This window comes from Frondihabitans sp. PhB161 (assembly GCF_003814635.1).
Taxonomy (GTDB): Bacteria; Actinomycetota; Actinomycetes; order Actinomycetales; family Microbacteriaceae; genus Frondihabitans.
Genome location: NZ_RKQW01000001.1, coordinates 1,228,714 through 1,245,244, shown reverse-complemented (window position 1 = coordinate 1,245,244; position 16,531 = coordinate 1,228,714). Strand labels below are relative to the sequence as shown.

Genomic DNA, 16,531 nt, shown 5'->3' with positions numbered 1-16,531 from the left:
GGCGACGCCAACTGCGATCTCGGCGGGCCGCACGCGCACGCCAGCCGCGCCTGGCCGATCAGCGGTCGGCAAAACGGGAGGCGTAAGCACGGCGACTCGTCTTGCCGGCGTCAGAGCGCACGGGGTCGTGCACCACGTGCACCCGCGAGGGGCGCCGCTCGGGGTCGAGACGTGACCGGGCCCACTCGAGCAGGGCCGAGGGATCCTCGTCCTGGCCCGCGACGTCGACGACGACCTCGATGCGCTGACCGAGGTCGTCGTCGGGCACCCCGAAGGCGACGGCTGACCGCACCGAGGGGTGGCCCTCGACGACGCGCTCGATATCGGTCGGAAGCACGTTCACGCCGCCGCGGAGAATGACGTCGTCGGCTCGGTCCGCGATGAACAGGTAGCCGTCGGCGTCGACGTGACCGAGGTCTCCGAGGGTGTCCCAGCCCTCCGGATCGCGTCGCGACGAGCCGCCGAGGTAGCGGTAGGTCGGCGAGCCCTGGCGTCGCATCCAGATAAGGCCGGTTGAGCCGACGGGCAGCGAGCGAGACGGGTCGTCCACCGCCCGGATCGACACCTCTGTGCCACCGATCGGGAGACCGACGCTGCCGGGGCGCCCCAGCCACTCGCCGCCGCGGATCATCACCAGCCCGTTCGACTCGCTGCCCGCATAGAGCTCGACGAGGGTGTCTGCGCCACCGGGCACAGCCTCGACCAGCCAGTCGACGAACGCGCGTTTGAGCTCGGGAGCGCAGGGCGCCCCCAGGTGCAGCACGGTCTCGAGTGACGACAGGTCGGCCGCGGCACGAACGTCGACGGGCAGTCGCAGCAGCCGGTGCATCATCGTCGGCACGACCAGCATCCAGGTGACGCGGTGCTGACCAATGGCCGCCAGCACGCGCCGCTCGTCGAACCGCGGCAGGATCACGAGCCGTGCCCCGGTGAGTAACGCCCGGAACGAATAGGTGAACGTCGCCGAGTGCACGAGCGGCCCGGCCACGAGGTGCACTCCCCCAAGCGGCAGAAAAGCGGCGACGGGCTGCGACGCGTCGAGCAGGGCGGGTGCCGTCGCGATCACGATCTTCGGCCGGCCGGTGCTGCCCGACGAGGTGGGCGCCTTCCACGACGCGGCCCAGGCATCGTCGAGCGGCTCGTCCGACAGAGACGGGTCGGGGAGGTGCCCGGCATCGACCCAGGGAAGAGAAGGATCCGCGGACTCGTACCCGACAATCAGCCGTGCCCCCGCCAGCCGCCCGAGCTCGGCCCGCTCCCGCGCGTCGAGCCCCGTCGACACCGGCTGCGGCGTCGCCCCGAGCTTCCAGATCGCCGCGCACACCACGATCACCTCCACTGTGTTCGGAAGGGAGACGGTGACGAGGTCGTCCTGCCCGACACCGCGCGAGGCGTAGTCGCGAGCGAGACGATTCGACTCCCGGTCGAGCGCAACCGCTGTCAGCGATCGGTCGTCGTCGATTGCGACGACGCGCTCCGGGTCAGCCTCGGCGAGCGCCGTGATGATCCGTGAGATCGACTGCCTGGCCACGGTCACCGCCCTCTCCGACGCGCGCGTAGAACACCTCGTGGAGCGCGGCGACGTCGTCCCAGTCGTGGCCGGCGGCGAGGGTTCGCCCGGCTTCGGGATCGGGAGCGGCGCCGTCGAGGGCGGCGGCGAGCTGCTCCGCGATCGCCTCGACATCCGAGGCGTAGAGCACGGTGTCGCCGAAGACCTCGCGTAGCACGGGCAGATCGCGGGCGACGACCGGCACCGAGGCGGCGAGCGCCTCCATCGCGGCGAGACCGAAGCCCTCCTTGGTCGACACGAAGGCGAGAGTGGCGGCCCCGGCGACGAGCGGGGCGACGTCGGCCTCGTCGAGCACGCCGAGGATGAGGGGGTCGAGGCCGAGCTCCTGCATGCGGGCGTCGAATGCCTCGCGGTAGGGCCGGTAGTCGAACAACGTCTCGCCGCCGCCGAACACAAGCCGCGTCGCCGGGTGCGTGACGCGGAGCCGAGCGAAGGCCTCGATCAGATCGAGGCTGCCCTTGCGCGGCTCGATGCCGCCGAGGGCGAGGACGTAGGGGCCGAGATCCGGTGGGAGTGAGTTCGGGCCAGCGGATCCTGCGCTTTCTCGACGAGCGGAAGCCGCCGCCGCGAACCGGGCCGCGTCGACACCGTTCGGTATCACGGTCGGCGCAAGGCCCCAGCCGTCGTGCACTTCACTGGCCACCGCCGCCGAGACGCAGATCCGGGCGATCGGATCGCGGACGGCACGCTCGTGGCAGGCGATCAGCTCGGGCGTCGTGAACTCGTCGAGGTGGTGGATGGTGCGGATGCAGCGGCCGACCGCGTTGGCCGAGATGCAGTCTTGCGCGTGAACGATGTCGTAGTCGCCCGCCGCCGGCTCGAAGGCCCGGCGCATCTCGACGATGGATCGCTGGATCCGCTCCCCCACACTCTCGTCGTCGCGCGCCTCGAACGGCACCACGCGAATCGTCACCGCGGGGTCGACGTCGCGGAAGAACACCGTGTCGCCGCCGCGGCCGAGCGTCCAGACCGTGACGTCGTGCCCGCGTCGGGCGAGCGCCTCGGCGAGGGCCAGCGTGTGCACGACGCCGCCGCGGGGCTTCGTCGAGTAGGTGACCTGCGCGATGCGCATCAGGATCCCGCGGCTCGGTAGGCGCTCTCGCGGCGCTGGTCGAGGTGGTTCATCGTGCGGCGGGCTCTCGCCACGTCGGTCGCAACGTCGGCGGTCGCCACCGCGAGCCCACCTTTTGCCCAGGTCTTCGCGATGATCTCGCCGGCCGGGTCGACGACCTTCGCCTGCCCGAGAAAGCGCAGGCCGCCGAGCACTCCGGTCTGATTCGACGACACCAGGTAGACCTGGTTCTCGGCTGCGCGGGCGCAGTCATAGAGATCGAAGAGGTGGGCCTGGCGGTCGTTGCGGATCCGATCCGAGCGGTCGGTGACGCTCGCGGGCCAGGCGCTCAGGCAGGCGAGGATCTCGGCGCCGTCGAGCGCGAGCGACCGTGCCGCCTCGGGGAACGTCTTGTCGAAGTCGATCATCATGCCCACCCGGCCGACGGGCGTGTCGAACGAGCCGAACGAGTCGCCCGCGTCGTACGCCTCCGATTCGCCGAGCGGCAGGTGCACCTTGCGATGAGAGCCGAGGATCCGGCCGCCCTGCACGCAGACCGCCGAGTTGTAGCGGCGCTCGACGCCGCTCTCCACGCCCCGCTCGGCCACCCCGAAGCAGACGGTCAGGTCTCCTGCCAGCTCGGCCACCGCCTGCACTTCCGGTCCGTCGATCTCGACCGCGGGCGGCAGCGAGTCCGGGCCGGGATGCTGCAGGTCGAGGAGGTACCCGCCAAGGGTCGCGTCGGGCAGCACGAGAAGGTCGACGCCGCGGTCGCGCGCCTGGTCGAGGATGCCCGGCAGCTTCTGTAGGGTTCGCTCGACGTCTCGACCGAAGTGCGCGGCCACCGCCCCCATCGTGATGCTGCCCATGCCCCGAGGCTAGCCGGAGACGGACGCCGGTTCGCGTGCGCTTTCTGCCGTTCGTGGCGTGCGCGAAGCGACGACCGACGACGCCACGTGCTCGGCGTCGCGCGCGATCGCCTCGAAGCGGCCGGACCCCCAGGTGTGCAGCCACGGCAAGCCCAGAAAGTGCAGGCCCGGAGTACCCGTCGCGCCGTGCTGGTGTGTGGGGTGCCCGGCTCCGTCGAAGACGCCGACCTGCACCCACGAGTAGTCGGAGCGGAAGCCGACCGCCCAGACGACGCTGGTGATACCGGCCTCGGTCAGGTCGAGCGACGTGGTCTCCGTCTCGGGTCGCCACACCGGCGAGTAGCGCTCCTCGGCGGGGGCGTCGATCCCCTCCCGGGCGATGAAGCGGTCGATATCGTTCTTGATCGACTCCATCACCGAGTCGGCGTGGTCGAGCGAGGCCTCGGCCGTCGGCACGAACGTCAGCGCGTGGTCGACGAGAGCCTCCAACCGGCCGTAGAGGTGCATGCCGGCGCGGGCGAACTCCCGGAAGTCGATGTCGCGGCCCCCGTCACGGCCGGTCATGTAGTGGTTGGTCGACTCGCGCTTGGTAAGGCCGCCGACCTGAGCGTGCACGGGGATGTCGTAGACACCCATGTCGCTCAGCCAGGCGATGCAGTCGCGCCCCCGGTAGAAGCGGGCGCAGCGGGGCGCGGTGCCGAGAGCGACGTGGACGTCGCGTCCGGCGAGGAAGAGGTCTTCGGCGATCTGGGCACCCGACTGGCCCGACCCCACGACGAGCACCGAGCCCTCCGGCAGCGCACCCGGCGACCGGTAGTCGGCCGAGTGGATCTGCACGACGTCGGAGGGCATGCGCCCCGCCATCGCCGGAAGCACCGGCTGGTGGTACCCACCGGTCGCGACGATCACCTGGTCGGCCGTGACGGTGCCGCGGTCGGTGACGAGCTCGAAGCCTCCGCCGTCGATCTCACGGAGCCTTGTCACGAGGACGTTCTCGACGACCGGCGCATCGAAGGTCGACGCGTAGCGCCGCACCCAGGCATGCACCTCGTCGCGCGTCATGAAACCGTCGGGATCGTCGCCGTCGTAGGGGTAGCCGGGGAGCACGCACTGCCAGTTCGGCGTGACGAGGGTGAAGGCATCCCAGCGGCGGTCTTTCCAGTCGTGGCCGATCGTGTCGCGCTCGAGCATGAGGTGATCGACGCCCGCCCGGGTGAGATGCCAGCTCGCCGAGAGTCCGGCTTGCCCGGCGCCGACCACGACGACCTCGAGGTGAGCGCCGTCGACCAGCTCGCGGCTCATGCCGAGGCCCCGGTCGATCGGGCGGGGAATGCGGCCCGGTCGACCGGTAGCGGAGGGGCCATTCGCAGGATCCTGACGTCTCCGCCGTCGAAGTCGGCCGCCTTCTCGTGGATCTCGCTCTTCTGCTGCAGCGCCGAGGTGCAGACGAAGCCGAACTTGGCGCGGACGCGATCGCTCGCCAGGTCGAGGGCCGCCGAGGATCGCTCGACGAACTCCTGCAGCGGATAGTCGGCGCCCTCGTCGAGGAAGTCGTGCATTACGAGGCTCGGCGAGTAGCAGGCGACCTCGGTGCCGTCGGGCCAGCGCACGCTAAAAGTCATCTCAGGCATGCGCGAGCACCTCCGTGTCGGCCAGCTGCGTCGACGAGTCGGCGAGCTGCGCGGCGGCAGCGCGCGCGGCTTCGTCGCGAGCCTCGGCCTCGCCCGTCCGGTAGGCATCGGGCCGCCGGTCGCGCAAATGGAACATGCCGCCGCGCATCGCCCGGAAGCTCTCGTCGACGTCGATGGTGGCGACCGCCATGCCCGAGCCGAGCAGCGTCGTCGCCAGGATGTTGCCGCCCGGGTCGACGACCTTGGCATTGCCGACGTAGCGCAGCGAGCCGAACGTGCCCGACTGGTTCGACGCCATCCAGAACACCTGGTTGTCGAGCGCCCGCGCTATGTCGAACAGGTTGAAGCGGTACGTCCAGCGATCCTCCTGGAGGTTTTCGGCGGTGGCCGTCCGGGCGGCGGGCCAGGCCGACATGCTGATGATGATCTCGGCGCCGTCCATCGCCAGCGAACGTGCCGCCTCGGGGAACGCCTTGTCGTAGCAGATCTGCAGACCGATGCGACCGACGGGGGTGTCGAACGCCTCGTAGGTGTCGCCCGCCGAGTACGACATGTGCTCGCCGAGGGGCTGGTGCACCTTGCGGTACGAGCCGTAGATGGTGGTGCCGTCGAGGCAGACGGCCGCGTTGTAGCGCGTCTCTCCGTCGTCGCCGAGCTCGCAGAATCCGACGGCGACGACCAGGTCGCCGACGATCTCTTGCACCCGCCTGATCTCGGGTCCGTCGAGGCGGATCGCCGGCGGGAGCGAGCGCGACGTCGTCTTGACCGTGTCACCGTGGTTGCCGAGCGACGAGAGGTACCCGCCGATGGCAGCCTCGGGCAGGGCGAGCAGCTGAACGCCCTGCTCGCGGGCCTCGGCGACCAGGCTCTCGATGAGCGCGTAGTTCTGTTCGAGGTCTCGGTTGAAGTTCGCCGAGACGCTGGCGACGGTGGTGGCCATCGAAGACTCCTTGCGGCTGATCGGTGGAGCGGACACGCAGGATCCTGCGGTGCAGCTAGTCAACGTCAGGTCGTGTTTCGGATTGGTTTCGCCCGGAATAAGAGTGCGTTTCGGCGGGAACATGCAATCTGCCCGAAACCAGTCGGCAACACGGGCGGCAAAGACTCGTTCTCGTACGGCTCCCCGAATCAGATCATCACGACTCTCGACCCGCTAGGAGACACCCATGAGCGACATCGACATCGACCAGCAGATCCTCGACAACATCGAGACGTCCCGGAACGAGATCCCGCACCCCTCGCAGCCCAAGGGCACGAACATGTACGGATCGACCAAGATCTTCCCCGACTACAAGGCCGAGAAGAGCGAGTACTACTTCCAGCTCGTCCACGGCATCGCGCACGAGTCGTCGGTGTCGTTCGTCGCCACGCTCCAGGCCATCCGCGCCCTCCGCAAGGGCTTCACAAGCGTGCTGTACTTCTACGGCCCCGGCTCGATGAACTGCATCGCCAACCGCGGATTCCCGACGACGGGCGCCGACGGATTCCCCGGCGAGACCAACATCAACAACGCGCTCGAGACCTTCATCAAAGAGGGCGGCACGGTCTTCTGCTGCCGCTTCGGCCTCGCCCTGCACGGCAACCGCGAGGAAGACCTCATCGAGGGCGTCATCCCCTGCCACCCGCTCGACGTGCAGGACGCCGTCATCCACTACGCCCGCAAGGGCGCGATCATCAACAGCACCTACATGGTCTGAGCGGGCGACCCCGTGACCATCACCAACAACGCGTCGCAGCTGACGACGCGGGTCGACATCGCGATCCGGGGCATCCGGGTGGCGGCCCCGGTGCACCGCGAAGGCGGCGCCGGCCCCTCCGACGACGGCCACGTGCTCTTCCAGGGAATGCAGTCGGCGATCCCCGTCAACCAGGAGAGCCCGTACCTCGTCGACGACGGCAAGCTGCTGCTCGACGGCGAAGACACGGGCATCGAGGTGTCGCCGGTGGCACGGCCGAAGTTCTACGACCTGGCCACGGCCGACGGCGTCTCGTACGAGCAGATCGCTCGGCTGCACGGCGCAAAGGTGCTGGCGACCACAGTCGTGCAGACCTGCATCCGCTACGACCCGGCCGAGCGCTGCCGCTTCTGCTCGATCGAGGAGTCGCTGAAATCGGGCTCGACGGTCGCTGTCAAGACCCCGGCGATGATCGCCGAGGTCGCCGAGGCCGCCTGGCGTCTCGACGGCGTCGAGCAGATGGTGATGACGACCGGCACCTCAAACGGTCGCGACCGCGGAGCCACCCACCTGGCCCGGTGCGTGCGCGCCATCAAGAAGGCCGTGCCCGACCTGATGATCCAGGTGCAGTGCGAGCCGCCCGCCGACCTGCAGACGATCACCGACCTCTACGAGGCGGGCGCGCGATCCATCGGCATCCACGTCGAGTCGATGGACGACGACGTACGCCGGCGCTGGATGCCCGGCAAATCGCGTGTCTCGCTCGACGAGTACCGCGCCGCCTGGCGTGAGGCCGTGCGAGTGTTCGGTCGCAACCAGGTCTCGACCTATCTGCTCGTCGGCATGGGCGAGGATCCCGACGAGATGGTCGCCGGAGCCCAGGAGCTCATCGACATGGGCGTCTACCCCTTCGTCGTGCCATTCCGCCCACTCCGCGGCACGCTCGCAACCGACGTTGACAAGGTGCCCGCTCCGCACCGCTCCGTGCTCCACGACATCACGTCGCGGGTGTCGGAAGCACTGATCAGAGCGGGGATGCGCGGGTCCGACCAGAAGGCGGGCTGCGCCGCCTGCGGCGCCTGCTCCGCCCTGCAGACCGCGGGAGGGTGACGTGAGCCTGATCGACGTGCCGGCGCTGATGGGGCCGAGTGAAGTGCTCGGCGCGACGGAGTCGGATCCTGCGCTCTCCCCCCTGGTGGTGCGGGCCGAAGGATCCGACGTGGCCGCGTACCGCAGACTGCGTCACGACGCGTTCGTGGCCGAGCAGGCGCTCTTCGCCGGCACCGATCGCGACGACCTCGACGACGATCCGCGAACGATCGTGCTCGTGGCACGGGTGGGCGCGGAGGTCATCGGGGGTGTCCGGATCGCTCCCGCCACCGCGATCGACATCGGCTGGTGGACGGGAAGCCGACTGGTCGTGGCGCCCGGCGCCCGGGGTGCCGCCGGCATCGGGTCGGCGCTCGTGCGCGCGGCGTGCGCTCTGGCCGAACAGCTCGGCGTGATCCGATTCGACGCGACCGTGCAGGAGCGAAGTTCGATCCTGTTTCGACGGATCGGATGGGAGACGACCGGAACCGCCGTGATCGGCGGGGTCGAGCACCGGCGCATGCGCTGGCCGATCGGGCGGTATCAGCGACTCGTCGACGCGACGAAGTCGCACCTGGCGGCGCTGCTGGAGCCCGGGTCGCTGTCGTCGGCCGGGTCGCTGTCGTCGCTCGGGTCGCTGTCGTCGCTCGGCGGCGCGGGCTGGGTGGGCGACGACGGGGCGCCCGTGCCCGGCACCGATGTGATCGCGGCGTGCGACGCGATCCTGCCGTCGATGGTCGAGCGCGATCCCGAGTGGGCCGGCTGGTGCGGTGTGCTCGTCAACGTCAACGATCTGAGTGCGATGGGTGCCGCGCCCGTCGGGCTGCTCGACGCGGTCGCCGGTCGTGACGCCACGTTCGTGCGCCGCGTGCTGGCCGGACTCCGTCGCGGTGCCGAGGCCTGGGGCATTCCGCTGCTCGGCGGACACACGCAGGTCGGTGCGCCCGCGTCCCTCTCGATCACCGCTCTGGGCCGCACCTCGACGCCGGTGCCGGGCGGCGGCGGCCGACTCGGCGACGTGCTGAGCCTCACGGTCGACGTCGGCGGCTTGTGGCGGCCCGGCTACTCGGGGTCGCAGTGGAACTCCACCGAGGCACGACGCTCGGGCGAACTGCGTGAACTCGCGGGCACGGTCGCCCGGGCCCAGCCCGCCGCGGCGAAAGACGTCAGCATGGCCGGAATCGTCGGCACCGTCGGCATGCTCGCCGAAGCCAGCGGCTACGGGGCCGTGATCGAGGTGGGGGCTGTGCCCATGCCTGGTTCTGGTGCCGCTGGTGGGTCTGGCGCTGCTGGCTCGGTCTCGATGGGCTCGGTCTCGATGGGCGACTGGCTCGGCTGCTTCCCCGGCTTCGGCATGGTCACGGCTGACCGGGCCGGACGCTCACGCATGTCGTCGCCCTACGCCGTCACCGCCGAGATGGGCGAACTGACCACGTCGCCCGGCGTGCGGCTCCGGTGGCCCGACGGCGAGACGACGCTTGCCGTGAGCGGTGGCGTGACCGGGTTGGGGCCGGCCTAGCCGATGCAAATTTGAAGGAGATTCTGCCGCGCGACCCCGTCGGATCCTGATGTTTCCGTTGGCGCCGGCGCGTTTCTCCTTCGAATTCGGGAGCACGCCCGGGCTAGAACCCCCGCAGCTGCTTGAGCAGGATCCGCGACGCCCCGCTCGGCGCCGACGTCACCACCCGCACCTCGCCTCTGCCGTCGCCGAGATCGCTCTAGGCGTCGGGTACAGGCGACCACAACTGCGATCTCGGCGCGCCGCTCGCCTCGCACGACTCTGGCGACGCGGCCAAGGCGTGCGAGCGACACGTCTTTCTAGACAGCAGGGAAAGGCGGGAGACCACAACCCGAATTGTGGCCCCCGCCGGCCCGCAACCCGAATGCGGACCCTCACCCCTGATGTGGTGATGACACCAGCCAACCCCACGGCGACCGGAATGGGCCCGACATTGTGTCGGAGTCGAGAAAAACGTGAGTGGGGCCACCATCGAGGATTCGGGCCCTGACGGTGGCCCCGGCCTGCTCCTTAGGGAAGAAGCAGGTTGTTGTGCGGTGGGGACGCACTCGAGTGACCGTAATCCTCCGATGAAATCGGCCCTGTCAGTTTCGTCGCTGCTCGTACCCCTGCTCGATCCAGCACACTTGGACCCGGCGATCACGACGTATAGAAACCGGCCTCGAGGTCGTCGAGCAGAGTGGGGCCGGAGGGCTCCCACCCGACGAGCCCTCGCGTGAGCGACGACGACGCCGGCTGGTCGCCGCCGAGCAGCGCACCGAACACACCGAGCTGCTCGGGATCGACGGCGGTAGCGGGCAGACCGGTCTTCGCCGAGATCACCTCAGCGACCTGACCCATGGCCACGCCCTCCTCGCCTACTGCATGCAGAACAGAACCGGCTGGCGCTTTCTCGACCGCCAGCAGAAACAGTCGCGCCGCGTCGCTGATGTGCACGGCCGGCCACCGGTTTTGGCCGTCGCCCACATAGGCGGCGGTTCCCAGCTGCCGGTCGAGCCCGACGAGTGACGCGATGAGGCCGTTGCGATCTCCTTCGCCATGGACGCTTCGCGGGAGACGCACGAGCACCGACCGAATACCCCGATCGGCCAGCGCGATGACAGCGTTCGCCGTCCGTGCTCGGGCCCCGGCCGGCCCGTCAGGATCCAGATGATCGGCCTCGGTCGACACCCTGCCCTCGAGAATCGGTGTGCCGGATGCCGCGACGAACGCCTTGCCGCTCCCGGAGAGCGCATCCCCTATTTTCTGCAGCAACGCCACCTCGTTGTCGATCGTCTCGTCGAAGGCGTCGAAGTCGAGGGTGAAGGCGAGATGCACGGTCGCGTCGGCGTGCGACGCCTCCGACACGATCAGGTCGTGGTCTTGCATGTCGCCGAGCACAGCGCTGGCGCCGAGGTGTCGGATCCTTGTCGCCGACGCGTCCGAACGCGCGAGTCCGACCACCTCGTGCCCGGCGGCGATCAGGTCTTTCGTGAGTGCGGTGCCGATCCATCCGGACGCCCCGGTGATGAAAACGCGCATTATGTGCTCCTCTCGTTGCGGCGCGGACGAGAGGTTTCTCGTCATCGCCTTTTGATGTGACTTGGTAACATCACCGTACACCTGATGCGACTGAGTAACATCACTAGAATCAGAGCATGGGTCGATGGGAGCCGGACGCGCAGGGGCGCCTCTTGAGCGCTGCCCTCGAGCTCTTCGCCGAGCACGGCTATGAGGCGACCACCACCGCGCAGATCGCGGAACGCGCCGGGCTGACAAAGACGACGCTGTTCCGCCTCTTCTCCGACAAGCGCGAGATCGTGTTCCAGGGCCAGAGCGCACTCGTCGAGCTGGTGAGACGCGGTGTCAGCGAGGCACCCATGGGCGCGAACCCGTCCGAGCTGATGGCCGGCGCAATCGGGCTCCTGTCGCGCGCGCACACGGAGGATCATCGGAGGACGGGCAGGATCCTCGACCCCGTGCTCGCCGAAAGTCCCGAATTGAACGAGCGGGCCGTCTTCAAGCGCTTCGCCATCGCCTCCACCCTCGAGAAGGCCCTGGTCGATCGGGGCGTCGAGAAGCGAGAGGCAGGCATCCTCGCCGACCTCGGGGTCCGGGCGTACTACTCGGGCTATGAACTGTGGGTTGCTTCCGACAGCCCCTCGCCCCTCGCGGACTACGTCGCCGACGAGCTCTCGCATCTCGAGGAAGCAGCGACGATTCTGGTTCGCAGCTCCGCTGAACCCGCCACGGCAGTCGGGTCGCCGAGGAGCGCGACGTGACCGACTCCGTCCCCACGATCTACGACGTCGCCGCCGGTGCCGGTGTGTCGAAATCCGTCGTCTCCCGCGCCCTCTCCGGTGCCCCCGGAGTAGCACCGGCCACCCTGGCCCGGGTGAAGCAGATCGCCGCCTACAACACGGCCGCCGGATAACGCGCCGGGCCGCTCACCCGGGCAGGTCAGCGAAGTCGCGCTTGACGCCGTTGTACCAATCCATGGCCTTCTTGGGTCTCATCCACCGGCCCTTCATCGCGTCGCGAGCCTCCTGATGCGCGGTGTCGCCGCTCTTGACCGCGTCTCGCAGATGGCGATCCTGAGCCTTGATGATCAGGTCGGCGGTGTCTGCCCGGTGGGCGAGGTCGCAGGGGCCTCCGAGTTCGCGGCACGTCATGCTTTTCACGGTTCCTTCTCTCTGCCGTCGCTAGGCGCAACGGCTCTTGCCCTCCTCGACGGATGCCGGGCCGGAAGTGTGACCGATCGATATGCCCTATAACCGAAAATCAGCTGATCGGTGGTGGCGGCCAGGCAGAATCCCGACGCCGCACACTCTCCAGCGTCTGAGGTTCGGCCCGGAAGCGGACCGACTCCACGACACCCTCGACGATCGTGAAGTCGAAGGCGACCAGGGGCTTCCCTCGGTGGAACCAGGCGGCCCCTGGTCGTCCATCGATCAGTGCCGGCAGTGCCGCACGGGCACTGCCGTTGAAGAACCCGGCGACGGCATCGCGCCCGTCGATGCGGCGCGGCGTACCGGAGGCGATTGCCTCCGCGTCGGCACTCACACTCGCGTCCGGGGCGAGCAGCTCGAGAAGCCGACCCAGGTCACTGCCTCGTGCTGCCGCCATGAACGCATCCACGATGTGCTGATCGCTGACGGGCCCGCCCTCTTCCGCCCCGGCCACTTTGGTCCGAGCCCGAGAGGCCAACTTGCGGGCGGCCGCCGCAGATCGGTCGAGGATCTCGCCGACCGTCTCGAAATCGAAGCCGAACGACTCGTGCAGCACCAGCGCGACCCGCTCGTTCGGGCTGAGCCGCTCGACGACCACATGCAATGCCTGCCCGACGGCTTCCCGCCGCTCGATCGATGCCAGCGGGTCGTCTGGGGGCGATGACGAGCTGGAGTCGACGCCTGTGCCAAGAGAATCAGGCTCTCGAGCGACGGGGATGCGTTCCCTGAGTCGGTCGATGCAGAGTCGGGTGGTCACCGTGGTCAGCCACGCCGGCAGGTTGTCGACGGTGGCCGTGGTCGCCTGCAGTCGCAGCCACGCTCGCTGGACGACGTCTTCGGCCTCGTGCCGGTCGTCGAGGATGCGCGCGGCGATGATCACCAGACGTCCGCGCTCTCGCTCGAACGCCGATGCCTGCTCCATGCGGTCACACTACGACGGCGCTCGGCCGCACGCGAGAGCCAGCCGGCCGACCGAGCCGGGGCCGACCCATGAAAAACGAGCCGAAGGATCCTGCCGCCCGAAACAAGGGTGCACGCCGTAGTCTTGGCAGACCTGCTCGAGAGGAACGTCTGTGGGAGAACGACTCGACGCTGCTGCGCGGATCTCCGCCCGGACCGTGCGCGTGGCCTCGAAGACGCCGCTCGGCAAGCAGCTCAGAGAAAACATCGCGTTTGTCCGTCGCGTTGCTCGAGCCGCTGCCACCGAGGCTGTTGCCACTCCCCCGACCGCCACTTCGTCGCGAGACACCACCGCGCATGCAGGGCTCGAGCCGCAGCCCCGCGACGAGTTCGTCGCCGGCGACGACGAGCGATGCACCTGCCGCGAGCCGGCCTGGTGCGGGGCCACCAAAGGTGACGTCGTGCACGACCTCATGAGCCGCGGAATGCGCCTCGACCGCCCGCAGGCCGAAGCGATCTGGCGTGAGGCGCAAGACCGTCGCGTCGCTTGACGCGGCGCCCCTCCGACTGACCGCCTGCTGCGTCCCGCCGCCGACGTCGTAGACCGACCGTGAAAACGTCACCCGACCGCGATCAAATGCGGTCGGGTGACGTTTCCGCGGTCGGTGAGCCCCTCCCCTCGGTGAGCCCCTTCCTTCCAGGCAGGGCACACTAAACGCATGGAATACGCGGAGGATCGCTGGGTCAGACACCTTCGCGACGGAACAAATCCCCGCGCGTGGCGTTCCGTGCTCGGCCTGTCGATCCTCATCCTCGCCAGCGCAGCGATCCTGTTCGCCGAGTTCACCCATCCGTCCTTTGTCGTCGCGGACTTCGCTAGCCATGGCAGGGGCAGAGGCTCATCGGTCCTCCTCCCAGTTCTCCTCCTGGGCGTCGGTCTGTATTTCGCCATCTCCTCAAGGGACCGCAGTAAGTCCGATCGACGTGCCCTCGCTCTGATCCGGGCGTCGTCCACCCCCGCCTTCTACCTGCCGGTTACCGACTCAGACTCGGGCAACGACCACGTCGTGATGTGGACGGTCGACCGCGACGGCCTGCACGCCTGGACGCCGAGCTCGAAGACTCCGGTGAGGAGCGTGCCGTGGTCGACTCTTGAGACGATCACCCTCGCCGAGCAGTGGGTTTCACGGGCGGGAGCGAACCAGGCGTATGCGCTTGCGATCGATCTCGCGGACAACGACAGCATCGTCCTTCGATGTCGATCGACGATCGGCCGCTCGTACCCGGCAAGCGTCACCAAGCTCGACATCCTGATGCGCGTTCTGCGGTCGCTTCGCCGTGAGCTCGACCGTGCCGACAAATGACAACGAGACCACGCCTTGGGGCGTCCCCCACCCCACGAGCGAAAGGCGGCACCGCATGACGAACCCCGGCAGAGCGAGGCGGTCGGATGTCACGGACGGGCCGCGCGCGATAGTGGCGATTGACGGTTTACTTCCTCTATGAAACTCACCGACGACCTGACCCGCGGCGACTGGACGCGGGAGCGCTTCGGGCCCGGGTGGTCGGTGGCGGGCACCGTGGGGTCGGGCTTTGAGGCGTACGCCCGGATCCTTCACCCGGTTCCCGCCAGCCGTGTTGACCTCGACGTGCCGCGCCAGCTGCCGTATGGCATGCCGACCATTGTCGAAGAGACGGTCTGGCCCTGGGCCGAGCTCGCCCGGCGCAATGGGCGGAGCATGCACCCCCTCGTGCAGTCCAGGCGCCTCAATGACGACGAATCGCGCATGCATTTCGACGACGGCTGGTATTGCGGGCAGACCCGGTCCGGCTTCCTCGAACCCGAGTACCTCGCCGATATCGTGACTCGACTCACACCCGAGACGACGACCCCTGGTGATCTCACGGTAGGCGTCTGGGAGGGATGGGGAGAGCTGCAGGCACCGGCGTCGTCTACACCGCCTCGGGAGACGACGGGTCTGCTCAGGCTGCCTACGACGAGGCCTTCCGGGCAAGCGTCGCTCCGGAGGTTCGCGAGGCACTGGCGAGAACCCGATACCAGCCGCCGCGACTGTTCCGTCGTCGCCCGGTCGTGCCACCGCTTCTGCTCGAGCTGCCGGATCGCCGGTACTTGATGTTCGCGACCGACGCCGCCGAACTCAGCAACCCCGACTGGCCCTTGAAGGCCGGGATCGGTTGGGACGACGAGTCCGAGGGCGTGATGCCGCAGCTCGTATGGCCAGCAGACTCCGCCTGGTGCATCGCCTCCGAGATCGACTTCGACTTCACCCTCGTCGGCGGAACACGGGCGGCGATCGCTGCCGTTCTCGACTCGCCGCTTCTCGAGACCTACGAGGTGCAGCCGGACGACGACGTGTCGTGGGATGGCGACGTCGTCAACGAGTTCCGCGAGCCGGCTCCGCAGCTGCGCAATCCGTTTGCGTGACTTCCGCTGTCGGATCCTCGCCGACTCACCCTGCCTCACTAGCAAGAACGCTCTGCGGCATCCCCGCTACAGCTTCACGAAAACGACCATCAGGGCAGCGAAGGCGAACGCGACGAGAACGAAGCCCCAGACGAACCAGGGCCCGACGGGCGCAGTTCGCCACGAGTCGGCCCGCCCGACCACCTCGCGTCGATTGCCTCGAATCGCACCGATCACGAGCAGTCCGACCCCGACGGCAACGATCGGGATGACGACCGCGACGATGAGATTGTCTCGAAGCATGGTGATTCGGCCGCTCCTATCCGTGTGAGGCCGGATAAATGACCATCATGCGAGGTCCGCACGCGGCCTGCAGATCAGCAGCGAGACGGTGCCCCTCGACGACATGCCCTAATCGAGTCTCGTACGAGATCACCGGATCCTGAACTGTGCCGTCCCTGCCGTCATCCGTGACAGACGGATACCAGAGTTCCCATTCGCGATTCCATGCTGCAAGTCGAGACACCAGAGCAGGACCAACGGGCAGATTGCTTCTGTCAAGCAGCCCCACCCAACCGCGGTCAGCCCCGTAGAGCCCGTAGTCGGCACCCCACACCGGGAAATCGGCTATCCATTCCTCCGACAGCCTTATACGCCGGCCGACAACTCCCTCGTCGTCGGGGACAACGAATGGCACGACTTCCGGTGCCCGGTACGCATCACGACTGAGACTCAGGCGCGGAAAGCCTTCCAAGCGTTGCGCCACTGGCCGAGCTCGCCACGCCGCATCTTCCGCGGCCTCGGCCCTTGAGCGTTCCGGGCCAGAGCCGCGCACGTCATCGTCGACGCAGAAAACCGTGTAGCCGAGACCGAGCTCGACCTGCATGTCGGAGGCGAGACGATGGGCTTGCACGAGGAATTCGAGCTGTTTCGCCGGAGTCTCTCGTGATCTTCCAGCCCAGGCGCGCATCTCCCACTTCAGCTGCGACGACAAGCCGTGATCGTCGTCGGCGGGAAAGGGGCGCTGGGCAGTCAACTGCACGAGCGGCAGGGCCCCGGCACCGCGTGGCGCCAACAGAAGTCGGATCACAAC

Annotated in this window: 20 protein-coding genes; 9 read left to right on the top strand and 11 right to left on the bottom strand. The window is 68.5% G+C overall.

Annotated features, from left to right (window positions below):
• Positions 1-58: 58 nt before the first annotated feature.
• The 6 genes from EDF39_RS06010 to EDF39_RS05985 are packed head-to-tail and all read right to left on the bottom strand — an operon-like array spanning position 59 to position 6,061.
• A complete protein-coding gene (locus EDF39_RS06010) occupies positions 59-1,537 on the bottom strand; it encodes an AMP-binding protein (protein ID WP_158613168.1) in 1,479 nt (492 codons plus the stop codon).
• Positions 1,482-2,642: an MSMEG_0565 family glycosyltransferase gene (locus tag EDF39_RS06005; RefSeq protein ID WP_123941318.1), complete on the bottom strand. Its 1,161-nt coding sequence runs from the start codon at positions 2,640-2,642 to the stop codon at positions 1,482-1,484. The genes EDF39_RS06010 and EDF39_RS06005 overlap by 56 nt, the downstream gene beginning before the upstream one ends.
• Entirely contained in the window at positions 2,642-3,490 is an 849-nt protein-coding gene (locus tag EDF39_RS06000) for a carbon-nitrogen hydrolase family protein (RefSeq protein WP_123941316.1), read from the bottom strand. Before EDF39_RS06000 ends, EDF39_RS06005 begins: the two co-directional genes overlap by 1 nt.
• A 9-nt stretch (positions 3,491-3,499) precedes the next feature.
• Positions 3,500-4,792, bottom strand: a complete 1,293-nt coding sequence (locus EDF39_RS05995) for an MSMEG_0569 family flavin-dependent oxidoreductase (protein ID WP_123941314.1) — start codon at positions 4,790-4,792, stop codon at positions 3,500-3,502.
• A complete protein-coding gene (locus EDF39_RS05990; protein WP_123941312.1) occupies positions 4,789-5,121 on the bottom strand; it encodes an MSMEG_0570 family nitrogen starvation response protein in 333 nt (110 codons plus the stop codon). The genes EDF39_RS05995 and EDF39_RS05990 overlap by 4 nt, the downstream gene beginning before the upstream one ends.
• Positions 5,114-6,061 carry a carbon-nitrogen hydrolase family protein gene (locus EDF39_RS05985; RefSeq protein WP_123941310.1) on the bottom strand — a complete coding sequence of 316 codons (948 nt, stop codon included), beginning with the start codon at positions 6,059-6,061 and terminating at the stop codon, positions 5,114-5,116. Before EDF39_RS05985 ends, EDF39_RS05990 begins: the two co-directional genes overlap by 8 nt.
• A gap of 226 nt (positions 6,062-6,287) precedes the next feature.
• Between EDF39_RS05985 and EDF39_RS05980 the strand changes: the two genes are divergently transcribed.
• Genes EDF39_RS05980 through EDF39_RS05970 form a run of 3 tightly spaced genes read left to right on the top strand, consistent with a single transcriptional unit; the run spans position 6,288 to position 9,405 of the window.
• Positions 6,288-6,818 carry an MSMEG_0572/Sll0783 family nitrogen starvation response protein gene (locus EDF39_RS05980; protein ID WP_055960425.1) on the top strand — a complete coding sequence of 177 codons (531 nt, stop codon included), beginning with the start codon at positions 6,288-6,290 and terminating at the stop codon, positions 6,816-6,818.
• 12 nt (positions 6,819-6,830) lie between these two features.
• Positions 6,831-7,907: an MSMEG_0568 family radical SAM protein gene (locus EDF39_RS05975; protein ID WP_199726149.1), complete on the top strand. Its 1,077-nt coding sequence runs from the start codon at positions 6,831-6,833 to the stop codon at positions 7,905-7,907.
• A 1-nt stretch (position 7,908) separates the two neighbouring features.
• Positions 7,909-9,405: an MSMEG_0567/sll0787 family protein gene (locus EDF39_RS05970; protein WP_199726148.1), complete on the top strand. Its 1,497-nt coding sequence runs from the start codon at positions 7,909-7,911 to the stop codon at positions 9,403-9,405.
• 639 nt (positions 9,406-10,044) lie between these two features.
• Here the strand turns inward: EDF39_RS05970 and EDF39_RS05965 are convergent.
• The gene (locus EDF39_RS05965; RefSeq protein ID WP_123941308.1) at positions 10,045-10,926 is read right to left on the bottom strand and encodes an SDR family oxidoreductase; all 882 of its coding nucleotides are present in this window, start codon (positions 10,924-10,926) and stop codon (positions 10,045-10,047) included.
• A 116-nt stretch (positions 10,927-11,042) separates the two neighbouring features.
• Between EDF39_RS05965 and EDF39_RS05960 the strand changes: the two genes are divergently transcribed.
• Positions 11,043-11,666, top strand: coding sequence for a TetR/AcrR family transcriptional regulator (locus EDF39_RS05960; protein WP_123941306.1), 624 nt, complete (start codon positions 11,043-11,045; stop codon positions 11,664-11,666).
• Positions 11,663-11,818, top strand: coding sequence for a LacI family DNA-binding transcriptional regulator (locus tag EDF39_RS05955; RefSeq protein ID WP_370275160.1), 156 nt, complete (start codon positions 11,663-11,665; stop codon positions 11,816-11,818). Before EDF39_RS05960 ends, EDF39_RS05955 begins: the two co-directional genes overlap by 4 nt.
• A gap of 13 nt (positions 11,819-11,831) precedes the next feature.
• On the opposite strand, the gene EDF39_RS05950 is transcribed toward EDF39_RS05955, so the two are convergent.
• Complete coding sequence (locus tag EDF39_RS05950) at positions 11,832-12,056, bottom strand: hypothetical protein (RefSeq protein ID WP_233572985.1); 225 nt, start codon at positions 12,054-12,056, stop codon at positions 11,832-11,834.
• A gap of 109 nt (positions 12,057-12,165) precedes the next feature.
• Complete coding sequence (locus EDF39_RS05945) at positions 12,166-13,035, bottom strand: sigma-70 family RNA polymerase sigma factor (protein ID WP_123941303.1); 870 nt, start codon at positions 13,033-13,035, stop codon at positions 12,166-12,168.
• Between the two features lie 151 nt (positions 13,036-13,186).
• On the opposite strand from EDF39_RS05945, the gene EDF39_RS05940 reads away from it, so the two are divergent.
• From EDF39_RS05940 to EDF39_RS05925, 4 genes are all read left to right on the top strand, one after another.
• Positions 13,187-13,564 carry a hypothetical protein gene (locus tag EDF39_RS05940; protein ID WP_123941301.1) on the top strand — a complete coding sequence of 126 codons (378 nt, stop codon included), beginning with the start codon at positions 13,187-13,189 and terminating at the stop codon, positions 13,562-13,564.
• Positions 13,565-13,732: 168 nt separating this feature from the next.
• Positions 13,733-14,377, top strand: a complete 645-nt coding sequence (locus tag EDF39_RS05935; protein ID WP_123941299.1) for a hypothetical protein — start codon at positions 13,733-13,735, stop codon at positions 14,375-14,377.
• 138 nt (positions 14,378-14,515) lie between these two features.
• Positions 14,516-15,148: a hypothetical protein gene (locus tag EDF39_RS05930; RefSeq protein WP_123941297.1), complete on the top strand. Its 633-nt coding sequence runs from the start codon at positions 14,516-14,518 to the stop codon at positions 15,146-15,148.
• Entirely contained in the window at positions 15,148-15,459 is a 312-nt protein-coding gene (locus tag EDF39_RS05925; protein ID WP_123941295.1) for a hypothetical protein, read from the top strand. Before EDF39_RS05930 ends, EDF39_RS05925 begins: the two co-directional genes overlap by 1 nt.
• A gap of 66 nt (positions 15,460-15,525) precedes the next feature.
• Here the strand turns inward: EDF39_RS05925 and EDF39_RS05920 are convergent, their stop codons facing one another.
• Entirely contained in the window at positions 15,526-15,741 is a 216-nt protein-coding gene (locus EDF39_RS05920; protein ID WP_123941293.1) for a hypothetical protein, read from the bottom strand.
• Between the two features lie 16 nt (positions 15,742-15,757).
• Positions 15,758-16,528, bottom strand: coding sequence for a hypothetical protein (locus tag EDF39_RS05915; protein ID WP_123941291.1), 771 nt, complete (start codon positions 16,526-16,528; stop codon positions 15,758-15,760).
• Between the last annotated feature and the right edge of the window lie 3 nt (positions 16,529-16,531).